The sequence below is a fragment of the Streptomyces sp. NPDC018833 genome (assembly GCF_044390825.1).
In the GTDB taxonomy this organism is placed as follows: Bacteria; Actinomycetota; Actinomycetes; order Streptomycetales; family Streptomycetaceae; genus Streptomyces.
The window spans coordinates 165203-191828 of record NZ_JBIRZM010000013.1; the positions used below are offsets into that span (position 1 = coordinate 165203).

Genomic DNA, 26626 nt, shown 5'->3' on the forward strand with positions numbered 1-26626 from the left:
GGCAGGAGCGGGGCTTGGGCTAGACGGCGACCGGGCAGTGACCGGTGACGCCTGCATCGCCGTCATCAAGGAGCTGCGCATCGGCTACGAGCAGCCGGTGAGGCCCGGCCGGCGAGTACGCCGTGCACCTGTGGCTGGACCGGCTCGGCCGCACCGGGCTGACGTACGGCTGCCACCGGTGCATGGCCGACGGCACGACGACGTACACGCGCACGGCGGGTGCTCGTCCGGCCGGACGCCGCCACTTCGCGGCCCTCTGGAGCGAGTGCTTCAGGGACGTCGGCCGGGCACTGCTGCGTCCTGCGGAGTGACCTTCAGGCTCGCCCGGCCGGCTGTCCGCAGCACGCCCGCGCCGACGACCAGGCCGAGGGCGAGCGCGGTCACCAGGCCGAAGGAGACCACCAGGCTGGTCGCGTCGGCGACCGCGCCGATCGCCGACGGCGCGATGAGCCCGGACGTGTAGGTGATGGTGGCGACGCCCGCGATCGCCTGGCTCGGGTTCGGCCCGCTGCGGCCGGCGGCGGCGAACGCCAGCGGCACGACGACCGCGACTCCCAGGCCGATCAGCCCGAACCCGCCCATCGCCGCCGCCGGATGCGGCGCGAGGACCACCAGCAGGCCGCCCGCGGTGGCCAGCACGCCGCCCACCCGCACGGTGCGCACGGGGCCGAACCGGTCGACGATCCGGTCGCCCGCGAGCCGGGCCACCGCCATGGTCAGCGCGAAGGCCGTCGTCGAGGCGGCGGCGAGGCCCGGCGACGTGTCCAGCACGTCCCGCAGATACACCGCCGACCAGTCCAGGCTCGCGCCCTCCGCGAACACCGCGCAGAACCCGATCGCGCCGATGACCAGGGCCGACCTGGGCGGCAGCGCGAAGCGCGGGGGCGGCTCCTCCTCGGGGGTGCTGCGCAGGTCCAGTACGCCCTGGCAGGCGATCAGCCCGAGCGCGGTCAGCGTCGCGGCCGCGATCAGGTGGTGCAGCCGGGCGTCGCTGCCCAGGTGGGCGGCGAGCGTGCCGCCCGCCGAGCCGATCAGCGCGCCCGCGCTCCACATGCCGTGCAGCCCGGACATGATCGAGCGGTCGAGGCGGTTCTCGATCTCCACGCCCAGCGCGTTCATCGCCACGTCCGACATGCCCGCGGTCGCGCCGAACGCGAACAGCACGGCGCACAGGGTGAGGAGGTTCGGCGCGAGGGACGGCAGGACCAGACTCAGCGTCCACAACGCGAGCAGTGCGCGCAGCGCCGTCCGCGCGCCGAAGCGGTGACTGATCGCCCCCGCCAGCGGCATAGCGACGGACGCGCCGAGCGCCGGGAACGCCAGTGCCAGCCCCAACTGGCCCGCGCTGACGCCCGCGTGGTCCTGGATCCAGGGAATGCGAGTGGCGAAGCTGCCGGTCACGGCGCCGTGCACACAGAAGACGGCGGCGACGGCACTGCGGGCGCGCTTCAGCTGCCGCAGCCCGGCGGCCATTTCGCTCGACATGCGGATATCCCTCCCCGAGACCATGAGGCGAAAACTATCAGGAACCCTGCCTGATAAATAGCGGATTTTCTGGCCGTGCTCCTGAGGGACCCGGGCCGTCTGCAAGGATTCCCGCATGCCCGCCTCTCCGAGTACCGCCCGGGCCATCAACGACCGGCTCGCCCTGGAACTGCTCCAGGACGAGGGCCCGTTGACGGCAGGACAGCTGAAGACCATGACCGGCCTGTCCCGCCCCACCGTCGCCGACCTGGTGGAGCGGTTGCAGGGCTCGGGCCTCATCCGCGTGGTCGGCGAGGCGGGCGCCGACCGGCGCGGGCCCAATGCCCGCCTCTACGGGATCGTCGCCGATCGTGCGCATCTCGCCGCTCTGGACGTCCGCACGCAGAGCGTCACCGTCGTGGTCGCCGATCTGATCGGCACCACGCTCGCCGAAGCCGCCCTGCCCATCGGCGGCGACACAGGCACCGAACCGGCCGTCGAACTGGCCGTCGGGCTGCTGGAGCGGACCGTGCGCGAAGCCGACGCGGTCCGCCTGCACAGCGTGGGCATCGGGGCACCCGGCCTGATCGACCCCGTCGCCGGGGAGCTTCGTGAGTCGAGTGGTCTGCCCGCCTGGCACCGGCGTCTCGTCACCGCGCTCCAGGAACGGCTACCTGCCCAGGTCGTCGTGGAGAACGAGACCAATCTCGCCGCGCTCGCCGAGCAGCGCGCCGGCGCGGCCCGAGAGCGCGAGACGTTCGCCTTCCTCTGGCTCGGCCACGGCGTCGGCGCGGCGCTGTTCCTCGACGGGCGGCTGCGCAGGGGCGCGTCGGGCGGCGCGGGCGAGCTCGGTTTCCTGCCGGTGCCGGGCACGGCCGCCCTCCCGTCGGCGGTCGACTGCGACGGTGGCTTCCACTCACTGGCCGGCTCGGCGGCGGTCTGCGTGCTGGGGGAGCGCCACGGGATCGCGGCACCGGCCGACGGCCCCGAACCGCGGGCCGCCGCGGTGGTCGAGGGGGCTGTGTCCGCGGGCCGCGCCGACTTCCTCGACGCGCTCGCCGACCGCCTCGCGGTGGGCGCTGCGGCGGTCGTGTCCGTGCTGGACCCGGGGTGCGTGGTGCTCGGCGGGGAGGTGGGGCACGCCGGCGGCGCGGAGCTGGCGTCCCGTGTGGAGAGGCGGCTCGCGAGGATGTCCCCGCTGCGGACGGAGGTGCGGGCGGGGGCCCTCGGCGGGGCAGCGGTGCTGAGCGGGGCGCTGCGGGTGGCCCGCGAGGCGGCACAGCGGGAGCTGTTCGGCTTGCCCCCTGGCCGCCCGCCGGAACCCGGGAAGCCCAGCCCCGCCGGCGTCTGAGGCGCGGGGTTCGGGGCGGAGCCGCGACGAGCGGGCCGCGCCGGACGAGCCGCGCCGGTGCCTGAGGTGCGGAGCCGCGACGAGCGGGCAGCGCCCAACCGCCCGAGGGCAGCGGCCCCCGAACGCCCGGCGGCGGCAAGGGCCTGGGACCGCCGCCGGGCTGTCTGTGTGGGGATCAGCAGGCGCCCAGGTCCTGCCAGACGCCCCACTCACCTGTCGTACCGGGCTCTTCGCCCTTCGTCCACCACCTGGACTTCCAGGTGTGCGCCATGTGCGAGACGGTCGTCCCGCCGCCGTACTCCGCGGACGAGGACCACGCCGGTGCCGTGCACGCCCCCGGCGACGGTGTGGGCGCCGGTGTCGGCGAGGGCCCCGTGCCGCCGTCGCCGCCCGGCTCCACCACCGTCGTGCCCCGGGCCAGATCCCCGGCGAGGGCGTAGGTCGTCCCGCCGAACGTCACCGTCCAGTTCGACGGAGTGGACGTCGGCAGGTAGTACACGAAGTCCAGCTCGACCGACGCCCCGGGCGCCAGCGTCTGCCACGCCGGCAGCTTCAGCGAGACCCGGTGGAAGTCGCCGTCGAGGCCGCCCACGTTGGTTCCGCTGTGGTCGCTGCGGACGACCGTGGTGCCGAAGCCGGACTGGTCCTTGGCGTTCGGCGGTGCCGATGTGGCGTAGTCGAACTGGAACTCCGTCCCCCCGGGCAGCGTCGCCTTCGAATTGTTCGTGATCTTCAGCTTGGGACTGATGGGGTAGTTGGAGTCGCCCAGCGGGAACTGCCCGAAGTCCACGTCCACCTTGATCGCCTCGGTAGGCAGGACGGTGTTCGACCGCTTGGCGCCGTAGGGAGAGGCCGACTTGAACCTGTCGTACATCGCGGTGGTGAGCGTGTCACCGGTCTCGTACTGCCCCTTGGCCGCGTTCCAGCCGTAGTCCCCGGCCAGTTCCCACACCATCGTGCCGCCGATGCCGCGGTCGACCACGTAGTCCGCCTTGGCCGCGACCGACTGCTCGTCCTCCGTGGACAGGAAGACCCTCTTCTCGGCGTTCCACAGCCACGGCGCGACCAGCGTCGAGTCGTACTTGCGCACATAGGCGCCGGTCAGCTTCGTGTCGGCGGGGAAGCCGTAGCGGGTGACGTAGTCGCCGACGATGCCCTTCTCCAGGTTCTTGGCGTGCCACATCGGGTTCGAGCCCGCCGGCGACTCGTTGCCGGCGGTGTCCTTGTCGTGCCACAGGTTGTCGATGCCGACCGCCCCGTCGCCGCACTCGGTCAGGCCCGCTCCGGCCGGGCAGGTGGTCGACGGCGCCCTGCCCCACAGGCCGTCGGTGCCGCCCTGCACGTTCTTGAAACCGCGGGTGTAGTACGGCAGCCCGATGTTGATCCGGCCGGCCGGCATCGAGCCGCGGAAGTAGTGGTACGCCCAGTCGGTGTTGAGGTAGCCGATGCCGCCGTACTGGGAGGTCGAGTAGACCCCGGCCGCCGCGAGTTCGGCGTCCTTGCCGTCGTCGAACAGCGAGGCGTTGGGGCCCACGTACTCGTTCCAGGCGCCGTGCAGGTCGTACGACATGATGTTGACGTAGTCCAGGTACTTCTGGACCTGGAACGTCTCCATCCCGCGCAGCAGATAGCCGGACGATGGCGCCGCCACCGTGAGCAGGTAGTGCCGGCCGTCCGCCTCGCCCGCGCGGTCGAGCTTCTCGCGCAGGGTCTTCATCAGCGCCGCGTAGCCCTTGACGAGCCCGGCCCTGCGGGCGTTGGAGACCGAGTGGTCGAGGGGGTTCCCGGCGTCCTTCATGGTCGTCGGGTACTCGTAGTCGATGTCCACGCCGTTGAAGCCGTATTTCTTGACGAAGGCCACGGCCGAGTCGGCGAAGGCGTCGATCCCGGCCTGGTTCACCGAGCCGTCCGCGTGGGTGGCCATCGAGTAGAAGCCGCCGGAGGGAACCCGGTCGCCGTTGTCGTCGACGTACCCGCCGGTCTCCGCCCAACCGCCCGCGGAGATCAGCGTCTTCACATCAGGGTGCTTCTTCTTGTACTTCGTCAGCAGGTTGAAGTGGCCCTTGTACGGCAGGGCGGGGTCCATCTCCGCCCCGGCCACACCAGGCCAGGTCATGCCGGTGGCGGCGTTCTTCTCGCCGTCCGCGCCGACCGAGAGCCGGTTGGCAGCGTCGATGTGCGCGAAGGCGTAGTTGATGTGGGTGACCTTGTCCCACGGGATGTCCGAGGCGAGGTACGCGGGCGTGCCGTCCTTGCCGGTGCGCCAGCCGGTGAAGTAGCCGATGACGCGGCGCTGGTGGTCGGCGCCCATCTTCTCGCGGCCGTCGGGGTCGTAGACGGAGCAGTACGGGACGTCGGCGCCCGGGGTGGAATACAGCCCGTCGGGGCGGCAGGACTCCGACGCGGCGTGGGAGACGTCGGTCGAGAGTGAGCCGGCCAGCAGTGCGGCGACGGCTGCGCCGACTGCGAGCAGCGACGCTCGTCTGTGGGTGGGGGACTGCACGGTCAGTTCCTCCTGGTGGAGCCCCGGTGGCCCGCCGGGGGCGACCAAGGGGAGTTCGGCTCAGCTCAACTGGTATGGGGATGACGCGCTTTGGCCCGCCGGTGTGCGCACACCGGCGGGCCGGTCCGCGGAGGTGACGCAGAGGTTAAAAGGACTAGACCAAACCGGTCAATGGGTCTGGACCATTCCGGCGGACTGTGTCATCTGTGAGTCACCCCACAGCCTTCACCCGCATGGTCGAGCGTCCGGCGTGGCAGACTGGCCCTGTATCAGCAGCAGCGCACTCCGGGGTCGGTGCAATTCCGAACCGGCGGTTACAGTCCGCGACCCGTCCGCAGCCAGCGGCCGGTTGACCAGGTGAAATTCCTGGACCGACGGTTAAAGTCCGGATGGGAGGCAGTGCGCGGCGGGCGACCCTCATGGGTGTGCCGGCCGAATGGGAGCGGATCGACGCCTCGCGGCGATCCGGCGCAATCGGCCTCGGCGTTCCCCGTGCGGTGCCGTTTCCCGCTCTCTGTCGTCATCGACAGGCCCCGGAGTCCGTGCCCGAATGAGGCAGGAGGACCCGGTGGCCACCGCAGCCGACATGGACGCCATGCGACGAGCAATCGCGCTCGCCGCCCGCGGACTCGGCTCCACCAGCCCCAACCCGGTCGTCGGGTGCGTCGTCACCGACGCCGCCGGACGCGTCGTCGGCGAAGGCTTCCACCAGCGCGCCGGCGGTCCGCACGCCGAGGTCCACGCCCTGCACGCCGCGGGCGACCGCGCCCGCGGCGGCACCGCGTACGTCACCCTCGAACCCTGCAACCACACCGGGCGCACCGGCCCTTGCGCCCAGGCTCTCATCGAGGCCGGTGTCGCCCGCGTGGTGTACGCGGTCGCCGACCCCGACCCGCAGGCCACCGGCGGGGCCCACACCCTGCGTGCCGCCGGGATCGAGGTCGGCCAGGGCCTCCTTCAGGACGAGGCCGAGGCGGGCAACATCGCCTGGCTCACCTCCGTACGCCTCGGCCGCCCCCACGTGACCTGGAAGTACGCCGCCACCCTCGACGGACGGACCGCCGCGGCCGACGGCACCAGCCGCTGGATCAGCTCGCCGGCCTCCCGCGCCGACGTACACCGCCTGCGTGCCGAGTCCGACGCCGTGCTCGTCGGCTCCGGCACGCTGCGTGCCGACGACCCGCACCTCGCGGTACGCGGCATCGACGGCGCGACGCAGCCCCTGCGGGTCGTGCTCGACAGCCACGCCACGATCCCGCCCACCGCCAGGGTCCTCGACGCCGCCGCGCCCACCCTCGTCGTCGTGCGCGAGGGCGCCGACACGCGGCACCTGTCCGGCGTCGACGTGGCCCGACTGCCCCACGACGACAACGGCATCGGCGTCCACGCCGTCCTCGGCGAGCTGTACGGACGCGGCGTCCGCTCCGTCCTCCTCGAAGGCGGCGCGACGCTCGCCGGAGCCTTCGTCGCCGCGGGCGCCGTCGACCGCGTCGTCGGCTACCTGGCGCCCGTACTTCTCGGCGCGGGCCCCACGGCCCTCTCCGGTGCCGGAATCACCACCATCACCGAAGCGTTGCGGCTCGACGTCACCGAGACCGTGCGCATCGGCCCCGACCTGCGCATCACCGCGACCGTCCCCAAGGGAGCTTGAGTGTTCACCGGAATCGTCGAAGAGCTGGGTGAGGTCACCGCCGTCGAGAACCTCGGCGACGCCTCACGCTTCCGCCTGCGCGGGCCTGTCGTGACCGAAGGGGCCAAGCACGGCGACTCGATCGCCGTCAACGGTGTCTGCCTCACCGTCGTCGAGACCGGCGACGGTGAGTTCACCGCCGACGTGATGGCCGAGACGCTGAAGCGCTCCAGCCTCGGCGCACTCACCACGGGCTCCCGCGTCAACCTGGAGCGGCCCATGGCCGTCGGCGGCCGACTCGGCGGTCACATCGTCCAGGGACATGTCGACGGCACCGGCACGATCATCGACCGCACGCCCTCGGAGAACTGGGAGATCGTCAAGGTCTCGCTCCCCGCCGAACTGACTCGGTACGTCGTCGAGAAGGGCTCGATCACCGTCGACGGCGTCAGCCTCACAGTCGTCGAAGCGGGTCGCGATCACTTCACGATCAGCCTGATCCCGACGACCCTCGCCCTGACCACGCTCGGCACCAAGCAGAGCGGCGACCCGGTCAACCTCGAGGTCGACGTCATCGCCAAGTACGTCGAGCGGCTGCTCGGCGACCGGGCCGGTCAGGAGGCCGGCCGGTGAACACCTTCTCCTGGCTCAACGGCGAGGCGTTCACCGCGTTCGGGCAGCACATCAAGTGGTCCGACATGATCGGCAACGTCATCGGCCTGATCGCCCTGGCCCTCGGCTGGCGCCGCTCGATATGGACCTGGCCCGCCCAGTTCCTCTCCGGAGCGATCCTCTTCACCGCCTTCGCCGCCGGACACCTGTCCGGCAGTGCGGGCAAGCAGGTCGTCGTCATGCTCGTGGCCGCCTGGGGCTGGATGCAGTGGGACCGCGGCCGCCAGCAGACACAGGACGGCACCCTGGCCGTCCGCTTCGCCACCTGGACCGAGCGCGCCCTGCTGGTCGGCGCCGCCGCCCTCGGCACCGTCGCGGTCGCCCTGCTCTTCACCGCCTACCCCTCGCTCTCCTGGGACCCCTGGCCCGACGCCTACATCTTCGTCGGCACCGTCGTCGCCATGTACGCCCAGTCGCGCGGCATGGTCGAGTTCTGGTTCGCCTGGCTCCTGGTCGATCTCGTCGGCGTACCGCTGAACTTCGCCAATGGCTACGCCTTCTCCGGCTTCGTCTACGTCATCTACGGCGCGCTCGTCCTGTGGGGCATGCGCGACTGGTGGCTGCGCTCGCGCGCCAACACCGCCCCCGCCCTGGAAGGAGCAACCGCATGATCCCCGACACGATCCCCGCAGAGATCCTCGGCCTCGACCCCGTCGAGCAGGCCATCCGGGACATCGCGGCAGGCCGGCCGATCGTCGTGGTGGACGACGAGGACCGTGAGAACGAGGGCGACCTCGTCATCGCCGCGGAGAAGGCCACTCCCGAGATCATCGCCTTCATGATGAGTGAGTGCCGCGGCCTGATCTGCGCGCCCATGGAGAGCGACGAGCTGGAGCGCCTGGAGCTTCCGCAGATGGTCGACCACAACACCGAGTCGATGAAGACCGCCTTCACCGTCTCGGTCGACGCCACCGCCGCGCACGGTGTCACCACGGGCATCTCCGCCGCCGACCGTGCCACCACCCTCCGGCTGCTGGCCGACGGCGTCAGCGAGCCCTCCGACTTCGTCCGGCCCGGTCACATCTTCCCGCTGCGGGCCCGGTCCGGCGGCGTGCTGACCCGCCCCGGCCACACCGAGGCCGCCGTCGACCTCGCCCGCCTCGCCGGGCTCCGCCCGGCCGGTGCGATCGTCGAGATCGCCGGCGAGGACGGCGTCATGCTGCGGCTGCCCGAGCTGATCCCGTTCGCCCGCAAGCACGGCCTGACGATCATCTCCATCGAGGACCTGATCGCCTACCGCCGCAGCGCCGAGCCGACCGTGAGGCGTGAGGCCGAGGTCAAGCTGCCCACCGCCTTCGGCGAGTTCACCGCGTACGGCTACCGCTCCACCGTGGACGGCGTCGAGCACATCGCCCTGGTGCACGGGGACATCGGCGACGGCGACGACCTCCTGGTCCGGATGCACTCCGAATGCCTGACCGGCGACATCTTCCAGTCGCTGCGCTGCGACTGCGGCCCCCAGCTGCACGCCTCCATGGAGCGCATCCGCGAGGCCGGCCGCGGTGTCGTCGTCTACCTGCGCGGCCACGAGGGCCGTGGCATCGGGCTGCTGTCCAAGCTGCGTGCGTACGAGCTCCAGGAGCGCGGCCGCGACACCCTGGACGCCAACCTGGAGCTGGGCCTGCCCGCCGACGCCCGCGACTACGGCGCCGGCGCCCAGATCCTCACCGACCTCGGCGTCCGCAGCGTCCGCCTCATGACCAACAACCCCGAGAAGTCCGCCGCGCTCATCCGGCACGGCGTCCTGGTCGCCGACCGGGAGCCGATGCCCGTCGAGGCGGGCGAGCACAACCTTCAGTACCTGCGCACCAAGCGCGACCGCATGGGGCACGACCTGCCCTGGCTGGACGGGGCCCTGGTCACGTCGGCCTGCGGCAACCAGTAAGACCCCTGTCCCCCCTGATACGTACCGAACGCACCACGCACCAAGGAGAACGATGAGCGGCAAGGGCGCGCCCGAACTGAGCGTGAAGAACTGCGGCGACCTTCGGGTGGCCGTGATCGCGGCCCAGTGGCACGAGAAGATCATGGACGGACTCGTCGACGGCGCCCTGCGCGCCCTGCACGAACTGGGCATCGACGAGCCGACCCTGCTCCGCGTGCCCGGCAGCTTCGAGCTGCCCGTCGTCGCCAAGGTCCTCGCCGGCCGTGGCTATGACGCCATCGTGGCGCTCGGCGTCGTCATCCGCGGCGGCACGCCCCACTTCGAGTACGTGTGCCAGGGCGTCACGCAGGGCCTCACCCAGGTCTCCATCGACACGGGCGTCCCGGTCGGCTTCGGCGTACTGACCTGCGACACCGAGGAGCAGGCGCTCGACCGGGCCGGGCTGGAAGGCTCGAACGAGGACAAGGGGCACGAAGCGGTCACAGCCGCGGTGGCCACCGCGACCATCCTGCGTTCAGTATCCGAACCCTGGCGCTGAGCAGACCCCACTTCCGCGTAGGGTGGGAGCACCATGTCCAAGAAGACTTTCGAGGAGCTCTTCACCGAGCTCCAGCACAAGGCCGCCAACGGCGATCCCGCCACCTCCCGCACTGCCGAGCTGGTGGACAAGGGTGTGCACGCCATCGGCAAGAAGGTCGTCGAGGAGGCCGCCGAAGTGTGGATGGCCGCCGAGTACGAGGGCAAGGACGCCGCCGCCGAGGAGATCTCCCAGCTGCTGTACCACGTCCAGGTGATGATGGTCGCCCGCGGGATCTCCCTCGACGACGTCTACGCCCACCTCTGAGCCCGCCCAGCCCTCTCGTACAGATCAAGCGAACAAAGGAAGCCCGTCTCATGCTGCGCATCGCCGTCCCCAACAAGGGTTCACTGTCCGGACCTGCGTCGGCGATGCTCCATGAGGCGGGCTACCAGCAGCGCAAGGAGTCCAAGGAGCTCGTCCTCGTCGACCCCGAGAACGAGGTCGAGTTCTTCTACCTGCGCCCCCGCGACATCGCGATCTACGTCAGCTCCGGCCGCCTCGACATCGGCATCACCGGCCGTGACCTGCTGCTCGACTCCGGAGCGAACGCCGAGGAGATCCTCCAGCTCGGCTTCGCCCGCTCCACCTTCCGCTACGCCACCAAGCCCGGCACCGCGAAGGGCGTCGAGGACTTCGGCGGCATGACGATCGCCACCTCCTACGAGGGCATCGTCGCCAAGCACCTCGCCGACAGCGGCGTCGACGCCTCGGTCGTCCACCTCGACGGCGCGGTCGAGACCGCGATCGAACTGGGCGTCGCCCAGGTCATCGCCGATGTCGTCGAGACCGGCACCAGCCTGCGCAACGCGGGCCTGGAAGTCATCGGCGAGCCGATCATGACCTCCGAGGCCGTCGTCATCCGGCGGACCGGCGCCGATCCGGAGCACGCCCAGGTGCAGCAGTTCCTGCGCCGCCTCCAGGGCGTCCTCGTCGCCCGCAGCTACGTGATGATGGACTACGACTGCCGCGTCGAGAACCTGGAGCAGGCCGTCGCCCTCACTCCCGGGCTGGAGTCGCCGACCATCTCCCCGCTCCACCACGAGGGCTGGGTCGCGGTCCGCTCCATGGTGGCCGCCAAGGAGGCCCAGCGGATCATGGACGACCTGTACGCGCTCGGCGCGCGGGCCATCCTCACCACGTCCATCCACGCCTGCCGGCTCTGAGGGACCACCCGCACATGCCCACCGCCGCCCCCCGCGTCCCCGCGCTCCCGGTCACCTTCAGGCCGACCCGCACCCGGATCGTCCTGCTCTCCGTGGGCGCGGTGATGTGCACCGTCCTGGTCGCCGTCACCCTCCTCCTCGAACGCCTCAGCGGGCCGGAGCGGGTCAGCTTCATCTTCACCGCGCTGCTCTTCTTCGGAGTCCTGGCACTGCTCAGCAGGCCGAAAGTCGTGGCCGACGAGGACGGGGTGACCGTCGTCAACCTCACCCGGACGCGCCGCCTCGCCTGGCCCGAGATCCTGCGCGTCAATCTCCGGCCCGGCGACCCCTGGGTCTTCCTCGACCTCAGCGACGGGACCAGCCTGCCAGCCCTCGGCATCCAGCCGGGGATCGCCAAGGCGCAGGCCATCGACGACGCCCGTGCCCTGCGCGCCCTCGTGGAGTCCCGCGGCACCCGCCAGGACCAGCGCTAGCGCACGCCCCTGTGGGGCACCCGTGTGGCGGAGACGGGCGTCTCACCTCTGCCCAGCCCGGCCGCGGCTTGATTACTCTGGTGGGCGGCGGCGCCCGGTGCGCCCCGCCCCGCACCACACGGCCCCGCGGCCGGCGGGGTTTTCCTTCGACCCGAGGAGTGACTCCCTCCAGCAATGGACGGATCGTCCGGTAGTACCTGCGCCGCCCCCTCCCAGGAGGCGGCGGCATGATCATCCCGCTTCTGCTGCTCGCCGCAGCGTTCCTTCTCATCCTCGCCAACGGCTTCTTCGTGGCGGCCGAGTTCGGCCTCGTCACCGTCGAACGCCCCGACGCCGAACGGGCCGCCGCCCAGGGCGACAAGCGTGCCCGCCGGGTCGTCTCGGCCCTGCGCCAGTTGTCCTTCCAGCTCTCCGGCACCCAGCTCGGCATCACCATCACCTCCCTCGTCGTCGGCATGCTCGCGCAGCCGGCGCTCGCCCGGCTGCTCGACGGACCACTCACCGCGACCGGGCTTCCCGGCGGGGTCGTCCCCGGCGCCGCCGTCGCGATCGGCATGCTGCTCGCCTCGGCCGTCCAGATGGTCATCGGCGAACTCGTCCCCAAGAACTGGGCGGTGTCCCGCCCCTTGCAGGTCGCGCGCTTCGTCGCGGGCCCGCAGACCCTGTTCTCGGCCGTCTTCCGCCCCGTGATCACCCTGCTCAACGCCGCGGCCAACCGTCTCGTACGGCTCTTCGGCGTCGAGCCCGCCGAGGAGCTGGCCTCCGCCCGCACCCCCGGTGAGCTGATGTCCCTCGCCCGCCACTCGGCCCAGGCCGGCGCGCTGGAGCAGGACACGGCCGATCTGTTCGTACGGACCCTCTCCCTCGGGCACCTGACGGCCCAGCATGTGATGACGCCGCGCGTGAAGGTGAGCGCGCTGCAGTCGGACGCCAGTGCCGCCGACGTCCTCAACCTGACCCGCGCGACGGGCCTTTCCCGGTTCCCCGTCTACCGCGAGCGCATCGACGAGATCGTCGGCATGGTCCATCTCAAGGACGCACTTGCGGTACGGGCCGAGGAGCGGCAGCGGGTCAGGGTGACCCGTATCGCCGTCCCGCCCCTGCTCGTCCCCGAGACCCTGCCCGTGCAGCAGCTGCTCGAACGGCTGCGCTGCGAGCAGCCCATAGCCGTCGTCGTCGACGAGTACGGCGGCACCGCCGGCGTGGTCACCCTGGAGGACATCGTCGAGGAACTCGTCGGCGAGGTCCGCGACGAGCACGACGCCGAGGCCGAGGACCGGCCCGATCTCGCGCCCGTCGCCCCCGAGGACGGCCGACCGGCCTGGGAGGCCGACGGCAGCTGCCGGGTCCTCACCCTGCGCCGGATAGGACTCGACGTCCCCGACGGCCCCTACGAGACGGTCGCCGGGCTCGTCGCCGACCTGCTGGGGCGCATTCCCGCCCCCGGTGACCGGGCCGAACTACCCGGCTGGCGCCTTTCGGTGCGCCAGGTGGGCCGTTACCGCGCCGAGCGGGTGCGCCTGGTGCGCACCGCCGACGTACCGGCGCTGACCGAGGCGGCCCGATGAGCGCCCTCCAACTGCTGTTCGCCCTGCTCCTCGTTCTCGCCAACGGCTTCTTCGTCGGAGCCGAGTTCGCACTCGTCTCCGTACGCCGCAGCCAGATCGAACCCCTCGCCGCCGAAGGCTCCTCCCGCGCCCGCCAGGTCCTCCACGGGCTGGAGAACCTGCCGCAGATGATGGCGGCGGCGCAGTTCGGCATCACCGTCTGCTCGCTCACCCTCGGCGCGGTCGCGGAACCGACGGTCGCGCACCTCCTGGAGCCCGTCTTCCACGCCGCCCACGTCCCCGCAGGGCTGATCCACCCCCTCGGCTATGTGATCGCGCTCGCGGTCGTCGTCTTCCTGCACCTCGTCATCGGCGAGATGCTGCCGAAGAACCTGGCCATGGCGGCCCCCGAGAGAACTGCGCTGTGGCTCAGCCCCGGCCTCGTCGGCTTCGCCCGGCTGTGCCGTCCGGTGACCGCCGGTCTCGGCGCCTGCGCCAAGGTGGTGCTGCGGGCCTTCCGCGTCGAGCCGAAGGACGAGGTGGAGGCCGTCTTCACCAGCGATCAGCTCGGACAGCTCGTGGAGGACGCCGGTCAGGCCGGGCTGCTGGCGCCGGCCGAGCAGGAGCGTCTTGAGGACGCGCTGGAACTGGGCAGCAGGCCGGTGAGCGACGTGCTCATCGCCCGGTCCGCGCTGGTGACGGTGCCGCCTTCGGTGACGCCACGGCAGGTGGAGGAGCTCACCGTCCGCACGGGCTACTCCCGTTTCCCCGTCTGCGCGGGTGGCTCCGACCCGTTCATGGGCTACCTGCACGTCAAGGACGTACTGGACCTGGAGGACGACGAGCGGGCCGTGCCCCAGCACATCTGGCGCCCCATGGCGACGATGCGCGCCGAGCTGCCGCTCGACGACGCGCTGTCCGTGATGCGCCGCGCGGCCACGCACCTGGCTCAGGTCGCCGACGCCTCCGGGCGGGTGCTCGGTCTGGTGGCCCTGGAAGACGTGCTGGAGATGCTGGTGGGCGAGGTCCGCGACCCGGCCCACCGCGTCACGGTGCTACCGCGGACACCGAGGACCTCCGCGAGCGCGGACTCCGCCCTGGTGAGTTGAGACACCTCACTGGCCGAGGGGAGGCTCCTGCGGATCGCGGCCCGTCGGGCCGCGGCCCGACAGGACCTCCCCATAGGCCTGCATGAGATCCGGAAGCCGCAGCGTCGACAGGTCCTCGCGGCCCAAAGTGCCCGGATACGTCGACAGCCGCAGGTCCCGGTACGCGCAGCTCTTCTCGTACAGCGTGCGCAGGAACCGCCCGTTGCCCAGCTCGTCGATCCAGCCCTGCTCGACGACATGGCCGCTGATCGAGCGCAGCTCCTCGCGGGCCTCCTCGTCCCACACGTCGCCGTTCTCCGCGGCCAGCACGCCGCCGATCGCGGTCAGTTCGAGCGGGCGGTAGGACGGGAAGTCGACGCGGGTGGTGAAGCGTGAGGACAGGCCGGGATTGGTGGCGAGCAGGCGGTCCATGCCCTCCGGGTAGCCCGCGAGGATGACCACCAGATGGTCGCGGTTGTCCTCGGCGCGCTTGAGCAGCACCTGCAGGGCCTCGTCGCCGTACGCGTCGCCCTTGCTGTAGCCGGAGTTGGACAGGCTGTACGCCTCGTCCACGAAGAGCACCCCGCCGAGGGCCGAGTCGATCAGCTCATTGGCCTTCACGGCCGTCTGGCCGAGGAACTCGCCCACCAGATCGGCTCGCTGGGCCTCGACCAGATGGTCGCCGCCGAGCAGACCGAGCGCGTAGAAGACCCTGCCCAGGATGCGGGCGACGGTCGTCTTGCCGGTGCCGGACGGTCCTGAGAAGACGAAGTGCCGCTTCGGCGGCTGGACGGGTAGTCCCTGCCCCGCCCGCAACCGGGCCATCTCCAGCTGCGCCGACAAGGCCTTGACCTGACGTTTCACCGGCTCCAGGCCGACCATGCGCTCCAGCTCCGCCAGTGCGTCGGCCAGGAGCGCCGGGTCGGTGGGGCCCGCGGGGAAGTGCGGGGCAGCGGACTGCCGGGACAGGGACTTACGGCGCCGGAGCCCGTCCGCCGGGGCAGCCGGTACGCTGCCGGGCGCCTGGCCCCCCGGATCGCCGGGCAGGCGCTCGGTGGCGACCGGGCCCTCGCCCTCGGCCTGGGTGTCCACGGCGTCCGCGCCGAACCCTGTCAGGGACACGGTGGCCAGCCCCGCCGTGTCGTCGTAGCCGTCGATGCCGTCGTACTCCGCGATGGCCGTGAGCCGTGCCGAGGTGTCCATGAAGGCCGGGTCGATCCGGTGCACCGCCCGGTACAGCGGCAGGGCCGCGGCGCTGCGGCCGGTGCCCTCGTGGGCCCGTGCCAGCCAGTACCTCAATTCCTTGCGCTGCGGCTGCTCGCTGCGGCAGCGCATCAGCGCGGCCGACAGCATGGGCTCGGCCTGGCTGAACATCTCCATCCGCACCCGGGCCATCCCGCCGAACAGGCCGGCCTCGATTCCCAGCAGCGGATCGTCCACCAGCGGCTCGGTGTGGCGCACGAGCTGTTCCCAGTCCTTGACCAGATACGCCCGGCAGGCGTGCAGGAAACGCACCTGGGGGTCGGTGTCCACGGGCGGCAGGTCGGCCAGGGCCCGGTCGAGCTCCGGCACATGACGGCCGTCGAGCCAGTGGGAGGCGTGCGCCAATAGCAGATCGCGCCGGCTCTCCAGCACGGGCTGCACCCACCAGCCCAGCCAGTACCAGGAGTTGAGGGTGCGGCGGTGGCGGGCCCGCTGCTCGCCGAACCGCTCGCGGTGGCGGTACATGCACAGCAGGGCGGTGGTCGTGTCGACGCGCAGGGCGTGGAGCCCAAGCCACGCGTCGGCCATCCCCGCGTCCAGCCGTACGGCCGTGCGGAACTCCTCCTCCGCCTGCGGGTAGGCGCCCATCGTGCACGCGTCCACCCCGCGCAGCCAGGCGAGCTCGGCCGGAGTCCGTCCCCCCTGCGTGCCGTTGTCCATAGGGTCCCCCACACTCCCCCCACAAACCGTGCACCAGTGTTGTCGCGCCAGGGGCGCCCACCGGCAGCGTATGCAACGACCATGCCGCGGACGGGAATTGAGCCCACCGGAGTGCATCGTACCTGCGCGTGGGTGCTGCGCTAAGAGCGCCGTGAGGACCTGGCACCGGTGACCCAGGGTGAGCGAATGGGCAGGCGAAATGCGCGGGAGGAGGAGAGGGGCGGAACGAAGCCCCCGATCACGGGGGAACAACCGGGGGCTTCGTGTCCGCGGCGGCTCCGGAAAGCCGCACATTGAGAACGTAAGACTTGTGCGCCCCGTCGGTCAAGCAGAGTTGAGGCACACTCTTGCGCCGGAAATCCGACTGTTCAGTATGCCTGGGGAGGGTGATCACCCTCGGTGATCGACCGGTCCGATTGTGCAGTCCCGGCAGGCACCGTGGACAACTCGTACCCCGCAGAGCACTCCCGCACCAGGATGTCGGCGTACGGACGGGACGGATCCGCGGCGAAATGGCGCGTCTCCGCCGCCGTCCACCCGTCCCAGAAGTCGCTCAGACCCCTGCCGTCCCGCCGCCTGCCCCGCGACCAGGATTCCTCGGCCGGACGGTCCATCCACAGGATTCGGGCCAGATACGGCCGCAGCGCCCGCCTTCCCGCGCCGACTCCCTCGACCAGGACAACGGGGGCCGCCGGCAGCGGCCGCGCCGGAAGAAAACGCCTCAGATTCCAGTCGTACGGGTGAAAGGAGGCTGTCCTGCCCCGGGACAGCGGAGCGATCACCTCGTCCAGCATCCGGCCGGTCCACGCGAACAGCTGATCGTGCGTGGCCAGATCGTCCAGATGCAGCACCGGCACGTCCTCGCCGCCGAACGCGGCGGCGAGCCGCGCGGCGAACGTGCTCTTGCCCGAACCGGCATGTCCGTCCACCGCGATCAGCCGCACCGGACCGCAGGAGGGGGCCAGTGCGCGCAGGCGGGTGGCGAGCCGGTCGAGATCGTCCATGGGGCAAGGGTAGGAGGTGGCTCCGCACAGCCGCGGGGCACCCGCGGGTGCCCCACGCGTCCCCGGCGGTGCCCCACGCGTCCCCGGCGGTGCCCCACGCGTCCCCGGCGGTGCCCCACGCGTCCCCGACGGGGACCATCAGCGGACCAGACCAATATTGCCCCGCCGACGCGGTCCGAAGTGCTGGCCGAAGCCCCGCGGGAGCCGGGATAGTTGGCCCACTGCCGCGCACCTGACTTGGGAGTCCCATGGCCAGACCTACTTCGCGCAGAACCGTTCTGGGAGCCGCGATCGCGGCCGCCGCGAGTGCCGGACCGCTGTCCGCCCCCGCCGGACCCGCGGCCGCCGCGCCCACGCCGGAGCGGGCCGCCGCCGCACCGGCGCTCATCGACAACCGCTTCTGGTCCACCTATACCGACTGGCGCTGCGGCGAGGCGTCCGGCACCGCTGCCGTCTCCGGGCGCCGCCCCGGCGTGGTGATCGCCACCCCCGCCGGCAGCGTCGACCACACCGACCCGCACACCGGACGCACCGCCCGCTGGGAGTACGCGACCTGGACCTCGCCGGTGCACCGCTGCACGGTGCCCGCGACCGAGGTCATCGCCTCCTGGAACGCCCATACCCCGGCCGGCACCTGGCTCCAGGTCGAACTCGCGGGCGGCTACTCGGACGGCACCGGCACCCCCTGGTTCGTGATGGGGCGCTGGGCCGCGGGCGACGGGGACGTCCTGCGCACCTCCGTCGACGGCCAGAGCGACGGAAAGGCGAGCATCTGGACCGACACCCTCACCGTCGACGACGCGGCCGGCGGGCTGCGCCTGACGTCCTACCGGCTGAGGCTGACGCTGTACCGCAGGCCGGGCACCGGCCTGACGCCGACCGTGTGGCGGCTGGGTGCGATGGCCTCGGACATCCCGGACCGCTTCGGCGTACCGGCGTCGGTGCCCGGTCTCGCCCGCGAGCTTACGGTGCCGCGGTACTCGCAGAACACGCACATCGGCCAGTACCCGGAGTACGACAACGGCGGCGAGGCCTGGTGCAGCCCCACCTCGTCCCAGATGATCATTGAGTACTGGGGCCGCCGGCCCACCGCCGAGGACCTGGCCTGGGTGAACCCCGACTTCGCCGATCCGCAGGTCTGCCACGCGGCCCGCTTCACCTACGACCACCAGTACGAGGGCTGTGGCAACTGGCCCTTCAACGCCGCCTACGCCGCGACCTACCGCGACATGAGCGCCGTCGTCACCCGGCTCGCCTCGCTCACCGATCTGGAGACCCTGATCCGCGCGGGGATCCCGGCCATAACGTCGCAGTCGTTCCGCGAGGAGGAGCTGACCGGGGCCGGCTACGGGACCGCCGGGCACCTCATGACAGTGATCGGCTTCACCGCCGACGGCGACGTGATCGCCAACGATCCGGCCTCGCCCGACAATGATGCCGTGCGACGTGTCTACCGGCGTGCCGAGTGGGAGAAGATCTGGCTCCGCACGAAGCGCTACAACGCGACGGGGAAGGTGGTCTCGGGCACCGGCGGCGTCTGCTACCTGTACTGGCCGGCCGATCCCACGCCCGCCCAGCGACAGGCTCTCGCGGCGGTCGGCATCCGCTGAGGCGCCCGGCCGTGCCCCGGGAGCGTGACGAACGTCTCTACCCCGGGGCCCGGCGAGGCTGGCACTGTGGTGGAGTCACGGGGGAAGCCCATCTGCCAGCCGACCGAACGAGACCGCCATGACCTCGACCGCAGCCACCGCCGACCGCGCCCGGATCCGCACCCGCACCGGGGGCCCTGACGACGAGTCGCCGGTGCTGGAACACGTCCTCGGCTGGACGCTGGTGGTCGTCATCGCCATGTTCATCACTCAGCTCGGCCTTCTCTAGGCCTCTGGGCCAAGGCACCCGACTCCAGCCGCCCGCGGGCCGGTTGACGGTCTTGATCAGCTCTCCGTCCTCCGTGGCACCGCTCAGCTCCCAGAAGAACGTGCCGCCGGGGCCCTGCCGGTTCCTGCGGTCCGTCTTTCAGTCCGTCCTTCCGGCGACGGCGAACCGATTGCGTGGCTTCCGGCAAGATCGCGGCATCGCTGCGCACGCTGTCGGGCACCCCGTGACGGGAGCCGTCCGATCGGGCATACTCAACGCGCCAACAGCCGCCAACCAGCCTCTTTCGTGATCCGGAAGGGCACCATCGGCCTGGCAGAAGACCCGGCGCCGCGCCCACACCCTGCCCGCGCGAACGCCGCAGCGCCCGACAGGGAGGAGAGCGCCGCAATGCCCGACCGCGCCCCGCAGCCGGTGGACCGTCAGCTGCCCACCGAGGAGGCCAGGGACCTGATCGCCCTGGTCCGCGACATCACCGAGCGGGAGATCGCTCCCCACGCGGCCGAGGAGGAGGAGGCCGGGCACTTCCCGCGCGACGTCTTCCGTCTCCTGTCCGACTCCGGGCTGCTCGGCCTGCCGTACGGCTCCGAGTACGGCGGAGGCGACCAGCCGTACGAGGTCTACCTCCAGGTGCTCGAAGAGCTGGCGGCCGCCCGCCTCACCGTGGGCCTGGGCGTCAGCGTCCACTCGCTCGCCTGCCACGGGCTCGCGGGCTACGGCACCAAGGAGCAGCGCGCGGACCATCTGCCCGCGATGCTCGGCGGCGGCCTGCTCGGCGCGTACTGCCTCTCCGAGCCCGCCTCCGGCTCCGACGCCGCCTCGCTGCGCACCAAGGCGGTACGCGACGGCGACGACTGGGTCATCACCGGCACCAAGGCCTGGATCACGCACGGGGGCATCGCCGACTTCTGCACGGTGCTCGCCCGCACCGGCGGCGAGGGCGCCCGCGGCATCACGGCGTTCCTGGTGCCGGGCGACGCGCCGGGGCTCAACGCCGCGCTGCCGGAGAAGAAGATGGGAATGAAGGGCTCGCCCACCGCCCAGCTCCACTTCGACGGCGTCCGCATTCCCGACTCCCGCCGCATCGGTGAGGAGGGTCAGGGCTTCGCCATCGCCCTGTCCGCGCTGGACTCCGGACGCCTGGGCATCGCGGCCTGCGCCATCGGTGTTGCCCAGGCGGCGCTCGACGCGGCGGTCGGCTACGCCACGGACCGCAAGCAGTTCGGCCGTCCGATCGCCGACTTCCAGGGCATGCGCTTCATGCTCGCCGACATGGCGACGCGCATCGAGGCCGGTCGCGCGCTCTACCTGTCCGCCGCGCGGCTGAGGGACGCGGGCCGGCCGTTCTCCCGGCAGGCCGCCATGGCCAAGCTGTTCTGCACCGACGCGGCCATGAGCGTCACCACGGATGCCGTCCAGGTGCTCGGCGGCTACGGCTACACCCAGGACTTCCCGGTCGAGCGCTACATGCGCGAGGCCAAGGTGCTCCAGATCGTCGAGGGCACCAACCAGATCCAGCGCATGGTCATCGCCCGTCACCTGGCCGGGCCCGAGACCCGCTGACCCGTCCCTCCCACGCCAGGGGCGCCGCGAGCCTGCTCCACTCGGGATCCCGGCGCCCCGGCAGCGTCCTGCCCCGGCTCGCCCACAGGGCCAGCAACTCGCGGTAGATGGGCGGATCCGCCGGATGAGGAACCGATTCTTCAGAGACGGGTACGACGAGCCGCCGTCGGCCGCGTCTCGCGGTCTGGGAGTACAGGTTCATGCCCGGGCCAACGGCTGCGCCCGGGTGCGGGTTACCGCCGGGCCGATTCGCGCGCCAGTCCAGGGCGTACGTACGACGCCTCCATGAACGCCCGCGGTCGCCGGGACGGCGAGGACCGGAGCGCTCCCGCCGCCCGCCGACGGGGCGGCGTGATGCAGGGCGTCCGCAGCCGTGCCCTGCCGGGAGCGGCGCGCACGCGGTCCACACTCAGGCTGCGTGGCGCTCGCCGGAGCGGAGGGTCAGGCGTCGCGCCCGTACCCCGGAACAGGCCCCCGGGGCGCAGGCAAGCCCAGCCGAATCAGGCTGCGCCCGACGGGTCCGCGGGCGGTCGCCGCACGCCGGGGACGCAGGCTGAGACCCGTCGGGATCAGGCCACGCCCCTGCGCGCCGGGAACAGGCCCGCCGGGAGCGCAGCGTCAGGCCGCGCGCGCCCGCGCGCCGGGGTGTTGCAGCGGCCCGCCGGGGACACAGGGTCGGCTGAGTGGCGCTCGCCGGAGCGGAGGGCAGGCCCCCGGGGGCGCAGGCAAGCCCAGCCGGGTCAGGCTGCGCCCGATCCGCACGCCCGGAGGGCGCAGCGTCAGGCCGCGCGCCCGACGGGTCCGCGGGCGGTCGCAGCACGCGGCCAGGTTCCGCCGGGGTCAGGCGTCACGCCCGCATGCCGGGAACAGGCCCGGCGAGGGGCGCAGCGTCAGGCCGCGCGCCCCGCATGCAGGGGGTTGCAGGGCCAGGACCCGCGGGGTCAGGCCACGCCCCCGCATGCCGGGAACAGCCCGTCAGGGTCGCGGCGTCAGGCCGCGCGACGCATCGGCGGCACCTTCAGCGGCCGCGAACCCGGACCGCCGACGTGCGAGAACGGCTGGGTGCGCCAGTCGAGCCCCTGGGGCAACGTCAGCAGCAGGGCCGTCTCCTGCTCCTGTGCCTCGAGCGACTCGTCGGCGGGACGGGCCTGACCGGCGGGGCGGCCGGTGCCCGAGCACACCGTCAGCCCGAAGGGGTTCCACGGGGTGGGGCACAGTGCGTGCTCCGGCAGGACGTCCTCGTCGGCGAGGAGTGCGATCGGCTGGGCGCAGTCCGGGCAGATGACCCGGTACATCCCGAAGGTGTCGTACGCGTCGAACTCGTCGTCGTCGGCAGATGCGGCCGGATCGACAGGCTCCGGTTCAATGCGGGCGTCGTTCTTAACGATCTGCATGGAGAATCTCCCCCTCGGATGGGCCGACCAGGCGCTGATGGCCTCGACCACAGCAAGCAATGCCCACCGCGCGGGGCAGGTAACCGCGAGGTCACGGCGGACACCGGCGCAAACCTGTGGCATTCGTCACACGGCCGTCGCGACGGGCCCCTCGCGGCCGCCGTGGACTGTGCCGGAGGCGGCTCGGGGCAATAGGTTGATCCGCATGGAGGAGCTGGATCGTCAGATCGTGGAGTTGCTCGTCAGGGACGGGCGGATGAGCTACACCGACCTGGGCAAGGCCACGGGCCTGTCCACATCGGCGGTGCATCAGCGCGTCCGCCGCCTGGAGCAGCGGGGCGTCATCCGCGGCTACGCCGCCGTCGTCGACCCCGAGGCCGTCGGCCTGCCCCTCACCGCTTTCATCTCGGTGAAGCCGTTCGACCCCAGTGCCCCCGACGACATCGCGGACCGGCTCGCCGGACTCCCCGAGATCGAGGCCTGCCACAGCGTCGCGGGGGAGGAGAACTACATCCTCAAGGTGCGCGTCGCCACGCCGATCGAACTGGAGCACCTGCTGACCCGCATCCGTTCCCTGGCCGGAGTCTCCAGCCGCACCACGGTGGTCCTGTCGACCCCGTACGAGGCCCGCCCGCCGCGTATCTAGTCTTGGTCCCATGACCGAGCGCACCGCCCCCAGAAGCGACCACCGCACCGTGCTGCTGCGCGGTGGAGAAGTGCACAGCCCCGCCGACCCCTTCGCCACCGCGATGGTCGTCGAGCAGGGACATGTCGCCTGGGTGGGCTCCGAGGGCGCGGCCGACGCCTTCGCCTCCGGCGTCGACGAGGTCGTCGACCTCGAAGGCGCCCTTGTCACTCCCGCGTTCACCGACGCGCACGTCCACACCACGGCGACCGGCCTCGCGCTCACCGGACTCGATCTGTCCGGCGCCGCTTCGCTCGCCGACGCCGCCGCGCTCCTGCGCGCGTACGCGGACTCCCGCCCCGGCGACCGCATCCTGATCGGACACGGCTGGGACGCCTCCCGCTGGCCCGAGGGCCGCGCGCCGCGGCGCGACGAACTCGACGAGCTCACCGGCGGGCGACCCCTCTACCTCACCCGTATCGACGTCCACTCCGCCGTCGTCACCACGGCCCTGCTGGACCTCGTCCCGGGCGTCCGCTCACGGCCGGGCTTCCGTGACGGCGAACCGCTGACCGGTGACGCCCACCACGCTGTCCGTGCCGCCGCCTATGCGGCCCTCTCGCCCAGCCAGCGCACCGAGGCGCAGCGCGCCGCGCTGCGGCATGCCGCGTCCCTCGGCATCGGCAGCGTTCACGAATGCGGCGGCCCCGACATCTCCTCCGAGGAGGACTTCACCGGACTGCTGACGCTCGCCCGGGACGAACCGGGCCCGCGCGTCGTCGGCTACTGGGCCGACCGGGACGTCGAGCGGGCGCGGGCCCTCGGCGCGCTGGGCGCGGCCGGCGACCTGTTCGCCGACGGCTCCCTCGGCTCGCACACCGCCTGCCTGCACGAGCCGTACGCCGACGCCGACCACACCGGCGCCGGCCACCTCGACGCGGCCGCCGTCGCGTCACACGTCGTCGCCTGCACCGAGGCCGGGCTGCAGGCCGGGTTCCACGCCATCGGCGACGCCGCCCTGACCGCTGTCGTCGACGGAGTGCGCGCCGCGGCGGACAAGCTGGGCCTCGCCCGGATCCGCGCCGCCCGCCACCGGGTCGAGCACGCCGAGATGCTCACCCCGGAAACCATCGCCGCCTTCGCCGAGTTCGGGCTCACCGCCTCCGTCCAGCCGGCCTTCGACGCGGCCTGGGGCGGCGAGGCGGGCATGTATGCCCAGCGGCTCGGCGCCGAGCGCGCCCGCACCCTCAACCCGTACGCGGCGCTGCTGCGCGCCGGAGTGCCGCTGGCCTTCGGCTCCGACAGCCCGGTGACGCCGCTGGACCCGTGGGGGACCGTCCGCGCAGCCGCCTTCCACCGCATGCCCGAGCACCGCATCTCCGCCCGGGCGGCCTTCACCGCCCACACCCGCGGCGGTTGGCGGGCCGTCGGCCGCGACGACGCCGGTGTCCTGGTCCCGGGAGCCCCCGCGGACTACGCGGTCTGGCGCACCGGCGAACTCCTCGTGCAGGCTCCCGACGACCGTGTGGCCCGCTGGTCCACCGACCCCCGTTCGGGCACCCCCGGCCTGCCGGACCTCACCCCGGGCGCCGACCTGCCCGTCTGTGTGCGGACGGTGGTCCGCGGCCACACCGTCTTCGCGGGACCGAACGGGTGACGTAGGGACATTTCCTACCGCCGATCGATGCCCGCACCGCTCGGCCACGACCTGTGGATCTTCGCCTCTGACCTGGAGATACGGCCGACTTCTGCTGGTCGCAGGACTGTTGACAGCGAGCGCCCACCGGCCGGTAGGTTCGGCCGGGTCCACCACAGGACGTCCGACCGGCACCTTCCACGCAGTCGTCGAACGCCGCTGGGCCATGGGGTGGTGTGCCGCACCGGCGCACCGCCGCTGGGAGCCAGGTTCAGCGCCCGCGCCTCGGGGGCAGAGGGAGGATTTCAGCCGGCCGGCAGGTGCGACCCGGGTGGGGCCCGGCGTTCAGTAGACAACGGCTCTCGGTCGACCCGCAGCCAGCGGGCCCCAGGTCGGCCCGAAGGACGCCGGGTCCGATCCGTTGCCGTCGCCGACTCCCGCGGTACAACGGCCCCGGTCCCGGGCTCCTGCGCGCCCGCCCGGCGACTCCCGTCATGATCCGCTGCCTCCCGGCGGTGCGCTCCGGGCGCTCGCTATGGTGGGGCTCTGCGTACGGACTTTTCTGCGTACGGACTTTAAGGGGCAGCAGTGAACGACGGTGGTGCGGTTCCCCATGGCGGACCCCAGGGGAGGCGGTACGGCCCGCTCGGCAAGGCTTTGGTGATCATCCCGACCTACAACGAGGCCGAGAACATCAAGGCGATCGTCTCGCGGGTGCGCGCTGCCGTGCCCGACGCCGACGTCCTCGTCGCCGACGACAACAGCCCCGACGGCACGGGCAAGTTCGCCGACGAGCTCGCCGCCGTCGACGAGCAGGTGCACGTCCTGCACCGCAAGGGCAAGGAAGGGCTCGGCGCCGCGTACCTGGCGGGGTTCCGCTGGGGCATCGAGCATGACTACGGGGTGCTCGTCGAGATGGACGCCGACGGCTCCCACCAGCCGGAGGAGCTGCCCCGGCTGCTCACCGCTCTCAAGGGCGCGGACCTGGTCCTCGGCTCGCGCTGGGTGCCGGGCGGCCGCGTGGTCAACTGGCCCGCGCACCGGAAGCTGCTGTCCCGCGGCGGCAGCACGTACTCCCGCATGCTGCTCGGCGTGCCCATCCGTGACATGACCGGCGGCTACCGGGCCTTCCGCGCCGAGACGCTCCAAGGGCTGGGGCTCGACGACGTCGCCTCGCAGGGCTATTGCTTCCAGGTCGACCTCGCACGCAGGGCCGTGGCTGCCGGCTTCCATGTCGTCGAGGTCCCCATCACCTTCGTGGAGCGAGAGCTGGGCGACTCGAAGATGAACCGGGACATCGTGGTCGAGGCCCTGTGGCGGGTCACGGCCTGGGGCGTGGGGAGCCGGGCGAGCCGGCTGCTCGGCCGCAGGCCCTGAGCTTCCGGATCCACCCCTTACACCGCCTTGGTGAGCCCCCAGGCACACTGGGGGCATGACGACCGGCGCACAGAACCCGACCGCTCCCCGGCGCTCACGCGCCCGCACCCTTGTCCCCCTCGGCATTGCCGCGTGGCTGGTCCTGGAGATCTGGCTGCTGACGCTCGTGGCCCGCGAAGCGGGCGGTTTCGCCGTGCTGGGACTGCTGGTCGGCGGGGCAGTGCTCGGCGCGGTGGTGATCAAGCGGGCGGGGCGGCGCGCGTTCACCAACCTCACGGCGACGCTTCAGCAGCAGCCGGGTGCGGCCGCGCCGCCGGGCAGCGGCAAGGGCAACGGACTGCTGATGCTCGGCGGGCTGCTGCTGATGCTGCCCGGCCTGATCTCGGACGCGCTGGGCCTGCTGCTTCTGCTGCCGCCCGTGCGCAGCCGCCTCGGCCGGTACGCGGAGCGTTCGCTGGAGAGCCGGATGAGGGCGGCGTCGTCGGGCACGCTGGGCCATGTCTTCCAGCAGGCCAGGATCCACCGCCCCGACGGAAAGGTGGTCCAGGGAGAGGTCATCCGCGACGACGCGCCCCCGTCCGATCGGGAAACGGGCAGCCCGAGGCCCCCGCTGACGCCCTGAACCCGCAAGGGGAGGGGGGCGCCCGGACCCCGCCATGCGCCCGCAGGCGCGGCAGGCCAAGACGCAGCGGGCACGCGCCCTCCCGTCGGATATGAGCGGCCCCCGGCAGGTGCCTGCCACAGCCGGGGGCAGGCCCATGCATGCCGATACACAAGAACCCGGAGCATGCCGATACATATGAACGGAGCCGCGGGCGGTTCCGCCCCTAAGCGGAGGAGCAGCCCGCGCGACCAGGGCCCGCGCTGTTCAAG

General features: G+C 72.1%; 23 protein-coding genes and 1 riboswitch. Of the genes, 18 read left to right on the top strand and 5 right to left on the bottom strand.

What is annotated here, in order from left to right:
- Nucleotides 1–270: 270 nt before the first annotated feature.
- Nucleotides 271–1485, bottom strand: coding sequence for an MFS transporter (locus ACH5AF_RS25030; protein WP_398904377.1), 1215 nt, complete (start codon nt 1483–1485; stop codon nt 271–273).
- 115 nt (nt 1486–1600) lie between these two features.
- Here ACH5AF_RS25030 and ACH5AF_RS25035 point away from each other — a divergent pair, with 115 nt between their 5' ends.
- Nucleotides 1601–2815 (top strand): ROK family transcriptional regulator, encoded by a 1215-nt coding sequence (locus tag ACH5AF_RS25035; RefSeq protein ID WP_398904379.1) that lies wholly within the window; start codon nt 1601–1603, stop codon nt 2813–2815.
- A gap of 175 nt (nt 2816–2990) precedes the next feature.
- Here ACH5AF_RS25035 and ACH5AF_RS25040 read toward each other — a convergent pair whose 3' ends face one another.
- The gene (locus ACH5AF_RS25040; protein ID WP_398904381.1) at nt 2991–5318 is read right to left on the bottom strand and encodes a chitinase C-terminal domain-containing protein; all 2328 of its coding nucleotides are present in this window, start codon (nt 5316–5318) and stop codon (nt 2991–2993) included.
- A gap of 276 nt (nt 5319–5594) precedes the next feature.
- Nucleotides 5595–5725, top strand: a riboswitch (FMN riboswitch).
- A 161-nt stretch (nt 5726–5886) separates the two neighbouring features.
- On the opposite strand from ACH5AF_RS25040, the gene ribD reads away from it, so the two are divergent.
- The 10 genes from ribD to ACH5AF_RS25090 all read left to right on the top strand — a co-directional run bounded on the left by ribD (nt 5887) and on the right by ACH5AF_RS25090 (nt 14377).
- Nucleotides 5887–6969 carry a bifunctional diaminohydroxyphosphoribosylaminopyrimidine deaminase/5-amino-6-(5-phosphoribosylamino)uracil reductase RibD gene (gene ribD, locus ACH5AF_RS25045; protein WP_398904383.1) on the top strand — a complete coding sequence of 361 codons (1083 nt, stop codon included), beginning with the start codon at nt 5887–5889 and terminating at the stop codon, nt 6967–6969.
- The gene (locus ACH5AF_RS25050; RefSeq protein WP_398904385.1) at nt 6970–7581 is read left to right on the top strand and encodes a riboflavin synthase; all 612 of its coding nucleotides are present in this window, start codon (nt 6970–6972) and stop codon (nt 7579–7581) included. It begins immediately after the preceding gene.
- Complete coding sequence (locus ACH5AF_RS25055) at nt 7578–8231, top strand: nicotinamide riboside transporter PnuC (protein WP_398904387.1); 654 nt, start codon at nt 7578–7580, stop codon at nt 8229–8231. Before ACH5AF_RS25050 ends, ACH5AF_RS25055 begins: the two co-directional genes overlap by 4 nt.
- On the top strand, nt 8228–9505 hold the full coding sequence (locus ACH5AF_RS25060; protein WP_398904389.1) for a bifunctional 3,4-dihydroxy-2-butanone-4-phosphate synthase/GTP cyclohydrolase II: 1278 nt from the start codon (nt 8228–8230) through the stop codon (nt 9503–9505). The genes ACH5AF_RS25055 and ACH5AF_RS25060 overlap by 4 nt, the downstream gene beginning before the upstream one ends.
- A gap of 52 nt (nt 9506–9557) precedes the next feature.
- Nucleotides 9558–10043 carry a 6,7-dimethyl-8-ribityllumazine synthase gene (gene ribH, locus ACH5AF_RS25065; protein WP_177153271.1) on the top strand — a complete coding sequence of 162 codons (486 nt, stop codon included), beginning with the start codon at nt 9558–9560 and terminating at the stop codon, nt 10041–10043.
- 33 nt (nt 10044–10076) lie between these two features.
- Nucleotides 10077–10349 carry a phosphoribosyl-ATP diphosphatase gene (locus tag ACH5AF_RS25070; protein WP_011027788.1) on the top strand — a complete coding sequence of 91 codons (273 nt, stop codon included), beginning with the start codon at nt 10077–10079 and terminating at the stop codon, nt 10347–10349.
- A 50-nt stretch (nt 10350–10399) separates the two neighbouring features.
- Nucleotides 10400–11248, top strand: a complete 849-nt coding sequence (hisG, locus tag ACH5AF_RS25075; protein ID WP_398904390.1) for an ATP phosphoribosyltransferase — start codon at nt 10400–10402, stop codon at nt 11246–11248.
- Between the two features lie 14 nt (nt 11249–11262).
- A complete protein-coding gene (locus ACH5AF_RS25080; protein ID WP_398904392.1) occupies nt 11263–11721 on the top strand; it encodes a PH domain-containing protein in 459 nt (152 codons plus the stop codon).
- 227 nt (nt 11722–11948) lie between these two features.
- Nucleotides 11949–13289, top strand: coding sequence for a hemolysin family protein (locus ACH5AF_RS25085; protein WP_398904394.1), 1341 nt, complete (start codon nt 11949–11951; stop codon nt 13287–13289).
- On the top strand, nt 13286–14377 hold the full coding sequence (locus tag ACH5AF_RS25090; protein WP_398904396.1) for a hemolysin family protein: 1092 nt from the start codon (nt 13286–13288) through the stop codon (nt 14375–14377). Before ACH5AF_RS25085 ends, ACH5AF_RS25090 begins: the two co-directional genes overlap by 4 nt.
- A gap of 6 nt (nt 14378–14383) precedes the next feature.
- Here ACH5AF_RS25090 and ACH5AF_RS25095 read toward each other — a convergent pair whose 3' ends face one another.
- Both ACH5AF_RS25095 and ACH5AF_RS25100 read right to left on the bottom strand, forming a co-directional pair.
- Nucleotides 14384–16279, bottom strand: a complete 1896-nt coding sequence (locus ACH5AF_RS25095) for an AAA family ATPase (protein ID WP_398904397.1) — start codon at nt 16277–16279, stop codon at nt 14384–14386.
- A gap of 368 nt (nt 16280–16647) precedes the next feature.
- Nucleotides 16648–17283, bottom strand: coding sequence for a uridine kinase (locus tag ACH5AF_RS25100; RefSeq protein WP_398904399.1), 636 nt, complete (start codon nt 17281–17283; stop codon nt 16648–16650).
- Between the two features lie 248 nt (nt 17284–17531).
- On the opposite strand from ACH5AF_RS25100, the gene ACH5AF_RS25105 reads away from it, so the two are divergent.
- From ACH5AF_RS25105 to ACH5AF_RS25115, 3 genes are all read left to right on the top strand, one after another.
- A complete protein-coding gene (locus ACH5AF_RS25105; RefSeq protein ID WP_398904401.1) occupies nt 17532–18893 on the top strand; it encodes a peptidase C39 family protein in 1362 nt (453 codons plus the stop codon).
- A 118-nt stretch (nt 18894–19011) separates the two neighbouring features.
- Nucleotides 19012–19161 (top strand): SCO1431 family membrane protein, encoded by a 150-nt coding sequence (locus tag ACH5AF_RS25110; protein ID WP_398904403.1) that lies wholly within the window; start codon nt 19012–19014, stop codon nt 19159–19161.
- A 387-nt stretch (nt 19162–19548) separates the two neighbouring features.
- A complete protein-coding gene (locus tag ACH5AF_RS25115; RefSeq protein ID WP_398904405.1) occupies nt 19549–20721 on the top strand; it encodes an acyl-CoA dehydrogenase family protein in 1173 nt (390 codons plus the stop codon).
- Between the two features lie 989 nt (nt 20722–21710).
- On the opposite strand, the gene ACH5AF_RS25120 is transcribed toward ACH5AF_RS25115, so the two are convergent.
- Nucleotides 21711–22115, bottom strand: coding sequence for a hypothetical protein (locus tag ACH5AF_RS25120; RefSeq protein ID WP_398904407.1), 405 nt, complete (start codon nt 22113–22115; stop codon nt 21711–21713).
- Nucleotides 22116–22320: 205 nt separating this feature from the next.
- Between ACH5AF_RS25120 and ACH5AF_RS25125 the strand changes: the two genes are divergently transcribed.
- The 4 genes from ACH5AF_RS25125 to fxsA all read left to right on the top strand — a co-directional run bounded on the left by ACH5AF_RS25125 (nt 22321) and on the right by fxsA (nt 26375).
- Nucleotides 22321–22761, top strand: coding sequence for an Lrp/AsnC family transcriptional regulator (locus ACH5AF_RS25125; protein WP_398904410.1), 441 nt, complete (start codon nt 22321–22323; stop codon nt 22759–22761).
- A gap of 10 nt (nt 22762–22771) precedes the next feature.
- Complete coding sequence (locus ACH5AF_RS25130) at nt 22772–24397, top strand: amidohydrolase (protein ID WP_398904412.1); 1626 nt, start codon at nt 22772–22774, stop codon at nt 24395–24397.
- Between the two features lie 567 nt (nt 24398–24964).
- Nucleotides 24965–25753 carry a polyprenol monophosphomannose synthase gene (locus ACH5AF_RS25135; protein WP_398904414.1) on the top strand — a complete coding sequence of 263 codons (789 nt, stop codon included), beginning with the start codon at nt 24965–24967 and terminating at the stop codon, nt 25751–25753.
- A gap of 55 nt (nt 25754–25808) precedes the next feature.
- Nucleotides 25809–26375 (top strand): FxsA family membrane protein, encoded by a 567-nt coding sequence (fxsA, locus tag ACH5AF_RS25140; protein WP_398904416.1) that lies wholly within the window; start codon nt 25809–25811, stop codon nt 26373–26375.
- Nucleotides 26376–26626 lie beyond the last annotated feature (251 nt).